Source organism: Mesorhizobium sp. WSM3868, from assembly GCF_002294785.1.
GTDB lineage: Bacteria > Pseudomonadota > Alphaproteobacteria > Rhizobiales > Rhizobiaceae > Mesorhizobium.
Genome location: NZ_NSGB01000008.1, coordinates 133683 through 148391, shown reverse-complemented (window position 1 = coordinate 148391; position 14709 = coordinate 133683). Strand labels below are relative to the sequence as shown.

The following is a 14709-nucleotide window of genomic DNA, read 5'->3' as shown; positions in this document are numbered from 1 at the left end:
GACGTCAAGGTTGCCATCCGGCCGAAGCGCGATCACCACAACGGACGCTCTTGCCGCCCTGCCCTTGATGCCGCCCTCAGCGCGCCTGCCCTCCTCTCGCCCCGCTCCCCCACAGCGCCCGCGCGAACACGTTGCGCTTGCCCTTGCGCGGCGCCAGCTCCACATCGCTGACCAGCTTCGCGCCGCCTTCGCGCCGCTCCAGCGTGATCTTGCGGCTGTGGAAGGCTTCCAGCTCGGCGCGGTGGGCGACGCTGATGACGGTGACCTTCGGCAATGCCTGGATCACCGTCTGCATCATCTTGTCCTGGCTCTTCTCGTCGAGCGCCGAGGTCGCCTCGTCCAGCACGACGATGTCTGGCTCGTGCAGCAGCAGGCGCGCGAAGGCGAGGCGCTGCTTTTCGCCGCCGGAGAGCGTCTGGTCCCACGGCGCCTCTTCCTCGATCCTGTCCCGCAGGTAGCCGAGGCCGACCTTGTCGAGGGCGGCGTCGATCTCGTCCACCGTCCAGTTGTCGGCGGCGGCCGGATAGGCGACCGCGCGCCGCAGCGTGCCGGTCGGGATGTAGGGGCGTTGCGGCAACATGAACAGCCGCTTGCCGGCATGGAAATTGACGCTGCCGCCGCCCCAGGGCCACAGGCCCGCGACGGCCCGCACCAGCGTCGACTTGCCGGTGCCGGATTCGCCGGCGACCAGCACCCGCTCGCCCGGGTTGATCTCGACCTTCGTCTCCTTGACCACGCCGGTGCCGTCGTTGAGGGTGACGGAGAGATCGTCCAGGCTGAGCATGGCGCCGTTTTGCGTCTCGCCGCGCCGGATGCGCCCAAAGGACTCGCTCTCTTCGGCGCGCTCCAGCCCGTCGAGCGACATCATCAGCGAAGCGACGCGGCGCGCCGAGGCGTTCCAATCGGCCAGGCGCGGATAATTGTCGACCAGCCAGCCGAACGCGCCTTGCACGATGGCAAAGGCGGAGGCCGCCTGCATGACCTGGCCGAGCGACATCGAGCCTTCGAGGAATTTCGGCGCGCAGAGCAGCACCGGCACCACCGGCGCGAACAGCATCGACCCTTGCGAGACAATCGCGGTGCGCATGTGCTGTCCGGTCAGCAGCGCCCATTGCCTCAGCACATGGCCGAAATTCCTGTCGATGCCGCTGCGCTCCTCCGCCTCGCCGCCGAGCAGCGCGATGCTTTCGCCGTTTTCGCGCACGCGCGTCAGCGTATAGCGGAATTCGGCTTCCGCCTGGTTCTTCCGCTCCGAAAGCTGCACGAAATGGCGGCCGATGACCACCATCGAGGTCGAGGTGATGGCGGCATAGATGACCGCGGTGACGACGAGGAAGCCGGGGATGGTGATGCTCTCGCGGCCGAGCGGCAAGGTGAGCGCGCCGCCGATGGTCCACAGCACGACGATAAAGGTCGAGGCCGCCAGAAAGGCGTTGAGGACGCCGGAGATGAAATCGACGGGGGACTCGGTGGCGATTCGCAGATCTTCGGTGAGACGGGCTTCGGGGTTCGAGTGGTCGCCGGCGACGAGGTTGAGCTGATAGTAGCGGCCGCTGGCCAGCCAGCGCGCGATGACAGATGTGGTGAGCCAGGAGCGCCAGCGGCGCTGGATCGTCATACGCAGGTAGACCTGAACGACGACGAGGCTGGCGCTTCCGGCAACCAGCGGCACGAAGACGGCGCTCAGCATATAGACGGTGTGGACATTGCGCTGCTCGATGGCGTCGAAGAAGGCGCGGTTCCAGACATTGATGCCATACTGGAAGCCGACATTGACGCAGATCAGCACCAGCAGCCCAATCGTAAACGGCCATGCGAGCTTGTCGCCATTCCGGCCCCAGTAGCCGCGCCCGCTGATCCAGAACCGCCTAAAGAGGTACTTCCTGCGCGCCTGCTCGGCCTCCTCGGGCGTCAGCTTCGGACCGGGCTCGACGGATTCCGGCGGCGGCGGCGCCGGCTCGCCGACGGCCTCCGGCGTGGCTTCGGCCGGCTCCTCTTGCTCGAGCGATTGCCTCGGGTGCGGCTTCTCTTCGCGGGGTCTTTCCGGGTGCAAGCTTTCCGGCGGCGACTTTTCCGGCCGCGTCTTGCCCGGGGGTGCTTTCGCTGCGCCCGTCTTTGCGAGGCGCGACTTCCCGGCACCGCGCGGCTGCGCGCCGTCGGCCGATCTTGGCTTGAGCTTTGCTTCAGACATCAGCCGACAACGGCTCAAAAATCAGAAGGTTTCACGATCTCGGCGAGAGATGTTGCCTGCCCGCTCGGGCCTCGACCTCACCTCACCCGGCAAAACCCCGCCGCGCGGCGGCCATGCCTTCCCACATCAGCTTGATCCCCAGCGCGCCGACCACGGCGCCGGCGGCGCGGTCGATCCAGTGCTTGGTGCCGAGATAGGCCGCGCGCGGCCGGCTTGAGGAAAAGGCGAAGGCGACGACCGCGTACCAGACGAATTCGTTGAGGAAAAGCAGCGGCGGCAGGACCAAGAGCATCCAGAGCGGCGGCGAGGCCGGAAGCATGGCCGCGAACATCGAGGCGTAGAAGATCGCCGTCTTCGGATTGGCAAGCTGGACCAGAAGCGCGCGACACAGCGCCCGCCAGAACGAGCCGGCGCGCGCCGAGGCATCGTTCGCGATCTCGATCGGCTGATTGGCGCCGCGCCAGATCTTTATGCCGATCCACAGCAGATAGGCGCCGCCGGCGACGCGCAGGAAAATGTCCAGCCAGGCGACCTGGACGAGCAGCGCGGTCAGGCCCGCGACCGCGATGATGGCGAAGATGAAGCCGCCGATGCCCATGCCGATCGCCGCCGCCAGGCCATCCGTGCGCTCGCCGGCCACCGCGATGCGCGAGACGACGACGAAGCTCGGCCCCGGGCTCATCGCCCCCAGCAGGAAAACGCCAAGGATGGAAAGGATGGTTGCAATCTCGGACAAGGCTTCCTCCGCAGGTCGGCTGCAATTGCCTGCGCAGTACAATGCACGCGCCGCGCGCCTTGTCACCATCCTGGCGGGCGATCGGCGAGCGCGAGCATGCCCAGACGGCGTCTGGTCAGGCAGGAGCCGCGCCCTATGTCTTCCGCGGCCCGTCCAGCCATCGGGCAAAACACCGCCTTTTTGCGGAACAAGCGGCAACTGCTTGGGTTGGCAGCCGTGTTCAGCAGTCGTACGGTATATGGCGGAAGTGCCTCTGCACACGGGGAGACTTCAGATGAAAGCTGCCGCAGAACGCGACCCTCGCAGGCGCGAGCTTTTGAAGGATCACGGCCCAGCCGGACTGGCCGCGAAGTCTGTTTCCGGCCGCGCCGCGGCCCAGCGGCGTCGACGACGCGCCGCCCACAGTCAAGACGTCCCGCCGATCCGTTCGCGCCAAGCATGATCCGTTCCAGTGCTTTCCTTCCCTAGACCAAGGCGAGGCCGCTCGCCGCTCTGGATGGGCCTGATCGCAACGCTCTCCGGCTGCGCGGGCGGGGTGCTCGACCCGCAGGGCCCGATCGGGGCGGGCAACCGCACGATCCTGCTCAACTCGCTGGCGGTCATGCTGGTCATCGTCATTCCGACGCTGGTGGCGCTGCTTTTGTTTGCCTGGATGTTCCGTGCCTCCAACCGCAACGCGCGCTACGAGCCGGAATTCACCTATTCGGGGCGTATCGAGCTGATCGTCTGGTCGATCCCGACGCTCACCATCCTCTTCCTCGGCGGTCTGATCTATTACGGATCCTACCATCTCGACCCGCGCCGGCCGATCGCCTCCAGCCAGCCGCCGCTCGACATCCAGGTGGTGGCGCTCGACTGGAAATGGCTGTTCCTCTACCCCGACCAGGGCGTCGGAACGGTCAACCAGCTGGTCATCCCGGCCGGCGTTCCCGTACGTTTCAAGCTGACCTCGGCCAGCGTGATGAACACCTTCTTCGTGCCGCAGCTCGGCAGCATGATCTATGTCATGAACGGCATGCAGACCGAGCTCAACCTGCAGGCCGACCGCGAGGGCGACTATCTCGGCCTGTCGGCGCATTTCAGCGGCGATGGCTTTTCCGACATGAATTTCCGCGTGCGCGCCGTCCCGCCGGACGAATTTGCGCGCTGGGCCTCTTCGCTGCATGGCGCCGGCGGCGTGCTCAACGCCCGCGCCTATGGCGAGCTTGCCCGGCAGAGCATCAACGTGCCGCCGGCCTCGTTCGGCGTCGTGCAGGACGGCCTGTTCGACGCGATCGTGCGCCAGACGCTGCCGCCCGGTCCGGGTCCCGCCGAAACCGCCGCCGGCGAGCCGCAGGTAAGCCCCAAGGCCCAGCCCAAGGCCGGGACGCCGGCGCCTGCCCAACAGCCGCAGCCGAAAGCGGGAGGATGACGATGCTCGGCAAGCTCGACTGGTCTGCCATTCCCTTCGATCAGCCCATCCCGCTGGGCGCCGCGCTTGTCGTCTTCCTGGCGGCCGCCGCGGTGCTGATCTGGGTCACGGTGAAAGGATACTGGCCCTATCTCTGGGACGAATGGATAACCTCGGTCGACCACAAGCGCATCGGCGTCATGTATATCGTTCTGGCGGCGCTGATGCTGCTGCGCGGCTTTGTCGATGCCGTGATGATGCGCACGCAGCAGGTGCTCGCCATCCACGGGCCGGGCTACCTGCCGCCCGAGCATTACGACCAGGTCTTTTCGGCCCACGGCACGATCATGATCTTCTTCGCCGCGATGCCCTTCGTCATCGGGCTGATGAACTTCGTCGTGCCGCTGCAGCTCGGCATCCGCGACGTCGCCTTCCCGACGCTGAATTCGGTGAGCTTCTGGCTGACGGCGACCGGCGCGCTCCTGGTCAACATCTCGCTCGTCGTCGGCGAGTTCGCGCGCACCGGCTGGCTGCCCTATGCGCCGCTGTCGGAGACGACCTACTCGCCGGGCGTCGGCGTCGACTATTATCTCTGGTCGATCCAGATATCCGGCGTCGGCACTCTGCTCACCGGCGTCAACCTGGCGACCACCATCCTCAAGATGCGCGCGCCTGGCATGGGCTATCTGCGCATGCCGATGTTCTGCTGGACATCGCTCGCCTCCAACCTGCTGATCGTCGCGGCCTTCCCGATCCTCACCGCCACGCTCGCCATGCTGACGCTCGACCGCTACCTCGGCTTCCATTTCTTCACCAACGAAGCCGGCGGCAACCAGATGATGTTCATGAACCTCATCTGGGCGTGGGGCCATCCGGAGGTCTACATCCTGGTGCTGCCCGCCTTCGGCATCTATTCCGAGATCTTCTCGACCTTTTCATCGAAGCCGCTGTTCGGCTACCGGTCGATGGTCGCCGCGACGCTGTTCATCTGCATCGTCTCCTTCATGGTCTGGCTGCACCACTTCTTCACCATGGGCGCCGGGGCCGACGTCAATGCCGCCTTCGGCATCGCCACCTCGGTCATCGCGGTCGGCACCGGGGTCAAGATCTACAACTGGCTCTTCACCATGTATGGCGGGCGCGTGCGCTTCGACACGCCGATGCTGTGGGCGCTGGGCTTCGTCACCACCTTCATCATCGGCGGCATGACCGGCGTGCTGCTCGCCGTTCCGCCGGCCGACTTCATGCTGCACAATTCGCTCTTCCTGGTGGCGCATTTCCACAATGTGATCATCTCGGGCGTGCTGTTCGCCGCCTTCGCCGGCTTCACCTACTGGTTCCCGAAAGCCTTCGGCTTCCGGCTGCATGAGGGCTGGGGCAAGGCCGCGTTCTGGTTCACGCTTGCCGGCTACGTGCTGGTCTTCGTGCCGCTCTATATCGTCGGCCTGCTCGGCATGACCCGCCGTCTCCAGCATATCGACATGGACCTGTGGACGCCGTGGCTGGTCGTGGCGGCCTTCGGCATAGCGGTGATGATCGTCGGCGCCGCCTGCCAGGTCGCGCAGCTCGTCGTCTCGATCAGGCATCGCGACGAACTGCGCGACGAGACGGGCGACCCTTGGGACGGCCGCTCGCTGGAATGGTCGACATCCTCCCCGCCGCCCTTCTTCAACTACGCGCGGCTGCCGCATGTCGAGAACGAGGAACCCTACTGGACCATCAAGCAGCGGGCGATGGAGGAGCAAAGGCCCGGCGAGGACGAAAGCTATGAGCCGATCGAAATGCCGCGCAACAGCCCGACCGGCTTCGTCACCGCCTTCTTCAGCACGCTGATCGGCTTCGCCCTGATCTGGCACATCTGGTGGCTGGCGATCGTCGGCTTCATCGGCGCCTACATCACTTTCGTCGTCTTCGCCTGGCGAGAGCACGGCGACTACGAGGTCTCCGCGGAGGAAGTCGAGCGCATCGACCGCGACGGCAGGGCCGCACAGCTTGCCTGGCTGCGCACACGGGAGCGCGTGGCATGAGCGACATGGCGGCCGGCAGCGCGGCGCGCGATCCCTACCGGGTTGGACGGTCCGGCGGGCATGGCCATTGGGGACACGGTCATGGGGGTCACGGCCATGCGGGACACGGCCATGGCCTGCTCTCGGCGACCGGCCACGGCCAGGGCGGCCCGGCCTCGAAGTTCGTCACCGTGGCCTACGGCTTCTGGATCTTCCTCCTGTCCGACATCATCATGTTCTCGGCTTTCTTCGCCGCTTATGCGGTCCTGTCGACGGCGACCGCCGGCGGGCCATCCGGTAAGGAGCTGTTCGAGCTGCCGCGCGTTGCGGCGCAAACGGGGCTGCTGCTCACATCGAGCTTCACCGGCGGGCTGGCGACGCTCGCGACCCAGCGCCGGTCGATGGCCGCCACCCAGTTCTGGCTTCTGGTCACCGGCCTGCTCGGCGCTGCCTTCCTGTTCCTCGAGGTGCAGGAATTCGCGGTGATGGCGAGCGAGCAGGCAGGCCCTTCGCGCAGCGCCTTCCTGTCAGCCTTCTTCGCCCTTGTCGGCTGCCACGGCACCCATGTCGGGCTCGGCCTGCTCTGGCTCGGTACCATGATGGCTCAGCTCTGGGTGAAGGGCTTCCGGCCGGAAATACTGCGCCGGCTCCACTGCTTCGGCCTGTTCTGGCACGCGCTCGACATTATCTGGGTCGCCATCTTCACCCTGGTCTATCTCTTGGGAGCGTCGCCATGAGCGACATCGACAGCCGGACCGACGAGGAACTCGACCGCCGCGATTCGGCGCCGGGCGAGGAGCGCATCACCGAGCATGAGCTGGCGGGAGGGCTGTCCGGCTACCTGCTCGGCTTCGGCCTGGCGATCCTGCTGACCATCGCCTCTTTCCTCGCCGCGCAGACCGGCCTGATCTACCAGCCGGCGGTGATCTCGGCCCTGGTGGTGCTGGCGATCGCGCAGATGGGCGTGCATCTGGTCTTCTTCCTGCACCTGACCACCGGGCCCGACAACACCAACAACGTGCTCGCGCTCGCCTTCGGCGTGCTGATCGTCGCGCTGGTCGTGATCGGCTCGGTCTGGATCATGGCCCATCTCAACCTGAACATGGCTCCGATGAGCGCCCATCAGGCCAGGATGATGCCATAAGGCGGCTCAACCCGCCGGCAGAGGCGTTCTCCCGCGTGGGTCGCCACCGTCACAGCCGGCCCGATCGACGTCATGACCCCATGCCAAAAGCATGGGGTCACATCGATGTGAGAGGGTTTTATAGACTTCCCGCCGGTCAGTGAATGCCGATGCGTCGCGTCACCTGACCGTTGCTTTCCCAGTAGGTATGCTTCTTGGCAATGATGGGATCGTCCATTGCGGGTTGGACCTGCCCTCCGGTACTAACGGCGCGCGAGGTGACTGTGTGCTCCCCGGCGGAGGGCTTGGGCCAGTCGACGGACCATATCTTCCAAGCGAAGTCCGCCTTTTCGGTTTCATCGATGGTCGCCGGCATCCAGGGGCCGTCATCGATCTTCACCTCGACCCGCTCGATCGGCGCGCCCCAGGCCGCCCCGACGATCCGGTAATCATTGCCGATATGAGTGACCCGGGCCGGCGCAGACTTCAGGCGCGCCCTCCCGACAGAGGTTTCCATCCATACCGTCTCTCCGTTGTGCTCCTCCTCGCGCAGCGTGACATAATCGCGTCCCATGAACTGGTTCACGAAGCGTTGTTCCCTGACTTCGATACGCTTGAGCCATTTCACGTTCGCGATCCCGTACCAGCCCGGCGCAATCAGCCGCAGCGGGAACCCGTTATCGGCAGGCAAGGCAGTGCCGTTCATCTCGTAGCAGAGGATATTTTTGGGGTCCAAGGCGTCGGCGAGCGACATGCTGCGCGCAAAGTTCTGCGTAAACTTGACGTCGTCGGCTCGCTTGATTTCACCTTTATCGGCGCCCCAGAAGACAATCTCGATGCCACTGTCGAGGATGCCGACCTCCATAAGGATCGGGGCGAGCGGCGTGCCCGCCCAGCGAGCATTGCCAATCCCGCCATTGAAGAACGGCAGGCCAGTATTGCCCGAACATTCGACCGTGAACGTGACTTCCTGGCGCGTTCGAGCCTTGATGTCGGCGAGCGTCAGGGCAGTCGGCTTTTTGACGGACCCACCAATTTCGAGCTTCCACGTGCTTTCGTCGATGACCGGCCGGTCGAAATGCGCGATTGAGAAGAACTTGTCGTTGGGCGTCACCCAGGAATCGAGATCCTCCCACACCAACTGATTTTTGATGACTTGCGGAACCGGGTTTGGCGGCAGCTGATCGAGCCATTTGATGACTTCCTCGCCGGCCCGGGTTGGAAAAGCATAGGCAATCCGCGATTGAAAGGACGCCAGCGCCACGAGGGTTGCCCCTCCTCGAACCATGAATTCACGTCTGGGAAGGTAATGCATGATCACTTCTCCTCCAGTGAAAAGCTCAGTTCTCCTTCAGTGAGTAAATGCGAATAGCGACCGCGATCGCGCAAAGCAGAAGCCGGACGCGGCGGGCAATGATGAGAGCGCGTGGAACACCCCCCGAGTTGGAAGTGCGCCCTAGTTGAAGCGACGTCTCCCGCTCTCAATGCGCCGGCGTGTCAGGTCCGAGCCGGCGGTCTTCAACTATACGCCCTATCTGTCGTCGTGGCGAGGGCAAGGGCTGGCATCTTCGCATCAGGACTCGATACCTGCATCGTGCTCCAAGCTTGAATGCCGCCGACGATTGATGCGTTGCATCTTGTGAACGGCATGGACCTGGTCAGCACCGATGTCAGCTCTGAGGCGTTGCCGATCCTGCCAAAGTCCGACCCGTGACGTCCCACCAGGTCTTGACGAAGATCGGCGGGCCTGTTTGAGACTCGGGGTCAAATGGGGACACGTGCTCCACGGGGAGACAAACAGGCGGTGGGCAGGCTGTGAGGCGCGTTTTTCGATTGCTTGCCGCGGCGATCCTGGCGGCCGGCGTGGCCGGGTGCACCAGCATTTCCTACTACGCGCAGTCGCTGGAGGGCCATGTTGAGATCATGGCGGCGCGCAAGAATGTCGGCAAGCTGATCCGCGACCCCGCAACGCCGGAGGCATTGCGCGTCAAGCTGACGTCGGCGAGCGCCATACGCCGCTTTGCCACGGATGAACTGGCGCTGCCCGAAAACAGCAGTTACAGCAGCTATGTCGACATCGGCCGGGACGCTGTGACCTTGGCGGTTTTTGCCGCGCCGCAATTCTCGCTCACGCCCGTAACATGGTGCTTTCCGGTCTTCGGCTGCGTTCCGTACCGGGGTTACTTTTCCCGGAAATCGGCGGCTGAAAGCGCTGCCGAACTGCAGCGACAGGGGCTGGACGTTTACGTCTCGGGCGTCACCGCATATTCCACGCTCGGATGGTTCAGCGATCCGCTGCTCAGCACCATGCTGCGTCAGGACGACACCTATCTCGCAAGCCTGGTCTTCCATGAGCTGGCGCATCAGAAAATCTATGTGAACGGCGACTCCGCGTTCAACGAGGCTTTCGCGGTTTCGGTCGAAACCACCGGCGTCAGGAAATGGCTCCGCGCCACCGGCAATCGCGCGGGATTGCGCCGCTACGAAGCCAATCGCAAGCGCAGCGCCGATTTTCTCGGCCTGATAGCGAAAACCCGGGACGAGTTGCGGCAAGTCTATGGAAGTCCGCGTAGCCCGCAGCAGATGGCCGCTGCCAAAGCAGCCGCGATCGACAGGCTGCGGATGCGCTACCGGCGCATGCGCGATACGCGCTGGGCCGGATACCGGGGCTATGACGCCTGGTTCGATAGCCCGATCAACAACGCAAAGCTCGCCGCGACTGCCGTCTATGGCGAACAGGTTCCGGCGTTTCTTCGCCTGTTCGACTTGTGCTCCGGCGACTATCCAAGGTTCTACGCCGCCGTTCGAAGGATCGGGAATTTGCCCAGACCTTCGCGCGCGCAGACGCTGAAGACCGTGGCGGCGTGCGATTGACGCGAACAGGCAGGGGCCGGCCGCGCGTACCCGACATGAGCGAAGCCAACTCGGGCAGCCCATCACACAGGGCGCGCCATATGCGATTGCCCTTAGGCAGCCGCGCGGTGCCGCGACGCCCAAAAAGGCCTCTTGCGGAGCCTCGTCGCAACAGCGGCGCCCGGTCGGCGCGCGGCCCCTAGCTCGAAAACGTCACGGTCACGCCGCGCTGGCGGAAATAGGCCTGCATCAGCTTGCGGCCCGCGCGGTTGTTGTACGCCAGCTTGGCCGGCTCGAACACCGCCTGTTTCAGCCCTTCCCGCGCCATCGCCGCCTTGAGCGTCGCGATATGCGCATCGATGTCGGCGTTGTCCGCGCGGATCGAGGCATAGATGCTTTCGGTCGCTTCGGCCACGGTCGGTTCGCTCACTTTATGTCGTCCTTCGGTTGATTGCGCGGCGGCTTAACCGGGCCTGAAAACAAAAACAAGGCTCCATGGGTCCTTGTCGCACTCACCTCTCAGGAGAACCCTGCCCTATTCTCCCCGCCAGCTGCTTGGCGTTTTCCGGCGTGATCGCCCACGCCGACGCGATCGCCCCAACGTAAAGGCGTCCAACGGCTAGGAAGTGAGCGCCAGCCACGCCGTGCCGAAGACCAGCGTCAACAGCGTCAGCGGCAAACCGACCTTGAAGAAAGCTGCGAAGGACAGCTCCTTGCCGGCCGCTCTTGCCTGCTCAGCGACGATGAGGTTGGCGACCGAGCCGAGCAGCGTGAAATTGCCGGCGAGCGTCGAGCTCATCGCCACGACCAGCCACGCGCGGTGGGGGTTTTCGAGCCCCGGGATGAACGGCCTCAACGCCAGCACCGCCGGCACGTTGCTCATGACGTTGGAAAGCACCGCGGTGAAGCCGGAGAGCCGCCACACATCGTCGAGGCCCATATTCTTCGCCGCGGCGATCATGTCGGGGGTGAGCAGCGTGCGCTCGGCGCCCGCCACGACCACGAACAGTCCGGCGAACATGAAGAGCAGCGGGCCGTCGATCTCGCGGTAGATGCGGTGCGGCTTGATCGCGCGGGTGACGAGCAGGAAAGCGCCGGCAATGAGCGCCGCCTTGGCGACGGGCGCGCCAGCGAAGAAGGCGAACGCCAGCACCACGCAGACGATGGTCGCCTTCAGGACCTGTCCGGGCAGCATGCGGCCGCGATAGACCTCGGGGCTGAGCTCGGCGGCGCGGGAGAATTCGCCGCGGTAGACGATGCGGACAATGACGATGACGGCGACAAGGCCGAACAGCGCCACCGGCGCGAGCGCCGCCGTGAAGGCCGGATAGGAAATGCCCGAGAGCGCGCCGATCACCATGTTCTGCGGGTTGCCGGTGATGGTGGCGACGCTGCCGCAGTTGGAGGCCGTGCAGGTGGCGATCAGGTAGGGAACTGGGTTGCGCCGCATGACGCGGGTGACGTGGACGACGATCGGCGCCATCACCAGGCAGATCGCGTCATTGACCAGAAAGGCCGAAAGCACTCCGGTCAGAAGCGTCACCATGACGAGCAGCATGAAGGGCGCGTGCGCATGCTCAATGGCGAAGCCGCCGAGCGCCCGGAACGCGCCCGACACTTTCAGATGCGCGACCACGATCATCATGCCGAGCAAAAGCGTGATCGTGTCGAAATTGATGGCGCGGTAGGCATCCTCCATGCCGATCGCGCCGATGGCGATCATGGCGGCGCCACCGAGCAGCGCGATGCCGGCGCGATCCAGCCTGAAGCCCGGAATACGGCCGACGGCAACGCCGGCATAGGTGGCTACCAGGATGAAAAGCGCTCCCGCGCCGGTCCATGTCATTGCAGGAAGATCCCGTTGCCTGCCCTCACCCGGCGGAATCTGCTCGGGGGGCCCTTTGCCGGACGAGCTTTAGCAACGGCAGCGCAAAGTGAAAGGGTCGAGGGATGAAACTTTCGTCATCCGTCCGGGGCTTTTATATCTCGGATAGCTAATGTAATGTCTTGAGAAAAACAGGACCGACAATCCAGTCGTTGGGGACTAAATGGATGAACGCGGTCGTTGAAGCGGAGCATCGCGTCTCGCCAAACGAGAATCTGATGCCCTCGGCGGAATGCCGGCGCTGCCATGGCGCCAGGAAAGTTTTCATTTGCGCCCGCTGGGTCGCCTCCAACAGCCATTGCTGCCCGGAAGGAACGCACCGGCTGAGCTGTCCGGGACACAGTGTGGTCTGCCTGGAATGCGGCGGATCGGGAGGCCAGAATGCCTGACCGGGTTCTTACCGACGTGGCGCTGACCGTCGCTTCGCCGTCCGTCCGACCGCGACAAGGCCGGTTGCGCAGACATCGTCATCGGCGGCGTCTTGCTGTTCAAAAGCCTTGCGGTGTTCCGGCGGCGAGCCATATTCGTACCGCAAAAGCGATCACTGAAAGCTGGCGCCTCGATGAAAAGCCTGACGAACGCCCTTGTTGCCGGCACGATGTTATGGACCGTGGGCGCCGCCGATGCGCGGCCCGACACACGCGCCATGACCTGTGGCGAGACGCAGGCGCTGATCCAGCGCCGGCATGCCGCCGTGCTGACCACCGGGCCCAACACTTATGATCGTTTCGTGCGCCAATTCGGCAATGAGTGCGACTGGCCGGAAGTCCCGATGCCGGTCGCGGTTCCGACCCGTGACGGTCCATGCCGCGTCTACCGCTGCGAGGAACCGGTCTTCGACTTCCCCGGTTGAGCGACGCACCGACCGCGCTGTGGAACAGTTGAGGCGGCATGCGAATTGTAGCGGATGGTGACACCAATGTCCCGGCTGCAGGAGGAACGGCCATGCTCAACGATGTCATGCGTAGCGGCAGCTGCCTGTGCGGCGGTGTCCAGTTCCGGGTTACCGGGGAGCCGCTGAGGGTGGGACTTTGCCATTGCAAGGACTGCCGCAAGACCAGCGGATCGGCGTATCAGGCCTTTGCCATATGGCCGCGCCAGGCATTCGAAAGCGCGGGTATCACCAGCACCTATGGCGGACGAAGCTTCTGTCCAACCTGCGGCAGCCGCTTGCCGTCGGTTCGCGAGGACGAGGCCGAGGTGATGATCGGCAGCCTGGATGTCGTGCCGACCGAAGGGCTTGAGCCCAGCTACGAATTGTGGATCGGTCGGCGCGAGCAGTGGTTGCATCCTCTGCCCGAGGCGAGCCAATTCGAGCATGACCGGACCGTCGCTGAGTCGGCGGCCGATGATGCCGAGCCGGAGGCCGTGCGGGAGCCCTATCGCGAATCGGCCTAAATGCTGAATGGCAGTAAGGCTTAAGTCGCAGAGCAAAGACGCATCGGTCCAGCGAGCCGGCGCCTATGCCCCTGAACGACCGGGCGCTGACCGCGAGGGCCTTGTCTTCTTCTGGAAGTCGGGCATTTTCAACCAACGGTCGGTTTGCCGGAGCGGCAGCGGCCGCTAGCATCCCCGGCGCGGCGAAAACCTTTTGGAGGCCGCTTCGGCCGGCGCGGCTCAGGCAACACCAGCATTGCCGCGCCGGCCTTACAAGATGGATAGTATGTCCAGCCCAGGCGTTGCGTCCGGGCGAATACAACTTTTGATGTTGTTTAAGTTCGAAAGCTTCCTTCTCGCGCGAAGCACCGGCTTCATTTGCGACACGGAAATGAAAATTGTTTCGGCCAGAGAAAATTTTTCACCAAACGTATTTCCTGGATGATGCCAACTATGCGGCGTAGCTACGCAAGCAAGCGGCAGGCCCAATCATTTTCCTGCCTTGTACAAAAACTCACCTTTGTTTCTTTTTGATTTTAAGACATAGTACTGGCGAATCCTGAAACCGGACGGGGCGGTTTTCATGACACTGGCGCCTCAACGCAGCCGCAACCTGCATATGCGGTATCCACCTATCGACGGGTTTTGGACCTGGGACATCAAGCGCGACCGCGTCTATGGGGACGCGAATCTGTCCGCTTATTTCGACCTGACGCTCGAGGAGTTCTCGCACGGCGCGCCGCTGGAGCGGTGCATGCAAAGCATCGAGCGGGACGATCAGCCGCGGGTTCGGCTGGCGATCCGCAAGGCGATCGAGCGCAGGTCAGGTTTTCGCGAGGTCTACAAGGTCCGCTCGGAAAAGATGGGGCTGCGCAAGATCCTTGCCGTCGGCCAGTGCTATGTCGATGACATGGGCGAGGCAGCGCTCTATCCCGGCTGGTTCATCGACCTGACGCAGGATGCCGCGGGCGAGGATCACTCGCTGCGCGAGATCCACGACCATGTCGAGCAGGCCAGGGAAATCGCGCAGTCGATCGGGGACGACATGCTTTCCTACCTGCTGGACAACATCCAGGAAGAGACCCTGCAAAGGCTTGGCGAGAAATCGAGGAGGCGCAAATCGTCCTGAGGCGATCTTTGGCAGTTTC

The 14709-nt window shown here is 64.3% G+C and carries 13 protein-coding genes; 8 read left to right on the top strand and 5 right to left on the bottom strand.

Annotated elements, in window-relative coordinates:
* Positions 1-76: 76 nt before the first annotated feature.
* Positions 77-2191 carry an ABC transporter ATP-binding protein/permease gene (locus CK221_RS15455; RefSeq protein ID WP_095778319.1) on the bottom strand — a complete coding sequence of 705 codons (2115 nt, stop codon included), beginning with the start codon at positions 2189-2191 and terminating at the stop codon, positions 77-79.
* Positions 2192-2273: 82 nt separating this feature from the next.
* Positions 2274-2873: a LysE family transporter gene (locus CK221_RS15450; protein WP_245418802.1), complete on the bottom strand. Its 600-nt coding sequence runs from the start codon at positions 2871-2873 to the stop codon at positions 2274-2276.
* 550 nt (positions 2874-3423) lie between these two features.
* Between CK221_RS15450 and cyoA the strand changes: the two genes are divergently transcribed.
* Genes cyoA through cyoD form a run of 4 tightly spaced genes read left to right on the top strand, consistent with a single transcriptional unit; the run spans position 3424 to position 7467 of the window.
* The gene (gene cyoA, locus CK221_RS15445) at positions 3424-4338 is read left to right on the top strand and encodes a ubiquinol oxidase subunit II (protein WP_066997088.1); all 915 of its coding nucleotides are present in this window, start codon (positions 3424-3426) and stop codon (positions 4336-4338) included.
* 2 nt (positions 4339-4340) lie between these two features.
* Positions 4341-6344: a cytochrome o ubiquinol oxidase subunit I gene (cyoB, locus tag CK221_RS15440; protein ID WP_179295140.1), complete on the top strand. Its 2004-nt coding sequence runs from the start codon at positions 4341-4343 to the stop codon at positions 6342-6344.
* Complete coding sequence (locus CK221_RS15435; protein ID WP_095778316.1) at positions 6341-7060, top strand: cytochrome (ubi)quinol oxidase subunit III; 720 nt, start codon at positions 6341-6343, stop codon at positions 7058-7060. The genes cyoB and CK221_RS15435 overlap by 4 nt, the downstream gene beginning before the upstream one ends.
* Positions 7057-7467 (top strand): cytochrome o ubiquinol oxidase subunit IV, encoded by a 411-nt coding sequence (cyoD, locus tag CK221_RS15430; RefSeq protein WP_095778315.1) that lies wholly within the window; start codon positions 7057-7059, stop codon positions 7465-7467. Before CK221_RS15435 ends, cyoD begins: the two co-directional genes overlap by 4 nt.
* 136 nt (positions 7468-7603) lie before the next feature.
* On the opposite strand, the gene CK221_RS15425 is transcribed toward cyoD, so the two are convergent.
* Positions 7604-8761, bottom strand: a complete 1158-nt coding sequence (locus CK221_RS15425; protein WP_095778395.1) for a sulfite oxidase — start codon at positions 8759-8761, stop codon at positions 7604-7606.
* Between the two features lie 500 nt (positions 8762-9261).
* Here CK221_RS15425 and CK221_RS15420 point away from each other — a divergent pair, with 500 nt between their 5' ends.
* Entirely contained in the window at positions 9262-10320 is a 1059-nt protein-coding gene (locus tag CK221_RS15420) for an aminopeptidase (protein WP_066997077.1), read from the top strand.
* A gap of 178 nt (positions 10321-10498) precedes the next feature.
* Here CK221_RS15420 and CK221_RS15415 read toward each other — a convergent pair whose 3' ends face one another.
* Positions 10499-10729: a hypothetical protein gene (locus tag CK221_RS15415; RefSeq protein ID WP_066997074.1), complete on the bottom strand. Its 231-nt coding sequence runs from the start codon at positions 10727-10729 to the stop codon at positions 10499-10501.
* A 189-nt stretch (positions 10730-10918) separates the two neighbouring features.
* Complete coding sequence (locus tag CK221_RS15410; RefSeq protein WP_095778314.1) at positions 10919-12145, bottom strand: anion transporter; 1227 nt, start codon at positions 12143-12145, stop codon at positions 10919-10921.
* 601 nt (positions 12146-12746) lie between these two features.
* Between CK221_RS15410 and CK221_RS15405 the strand changes: the two genes are divergently transcribed.
* The 3 genes from CK221_RS15405 (at position 12747) to CK221_RS15395 (ending at position 14690) form a co-directional block, all read left to right on the top strand.
* Positions 12747-13037: a hypothetical protein gene (locus CK221_RS15405; protein WP_095778313.1), complete on the top strand. Its 291-nt coding sequence runs from the start codon at positions 12747-12749 to the stop codon at positions 13035-13037.
* A gap of 92 nt (positions 13038-13129) precedes the next feature.
* The gene (locus CK221_RS15400; RefSeq protein ID WP_066997067.1) at positions 13130-13582 is read left to right on the top strand and encodes a GFA family protein; all 453 of its coding nucleotides are present in this window, start codon (positions 13130-13132) and stop codon (positions 13580-13582) included.
* A gap of 562 nt (positions 13583-14144) precedes the next feature.
* The gene (locus CK221_RS15395; RefSeq protein WP_095778312.1) at positions 14145-14690 is read left to right on the top strand and encodes a hypothetical protein; all 546 of its coding nucleotides are present in this window, start codon (positions 14145-14147) and stop codon (positions 14688-14690) included.
* The last annotated feature ends 19 nt before the right edge of the window (positions 14691-14709 follow it).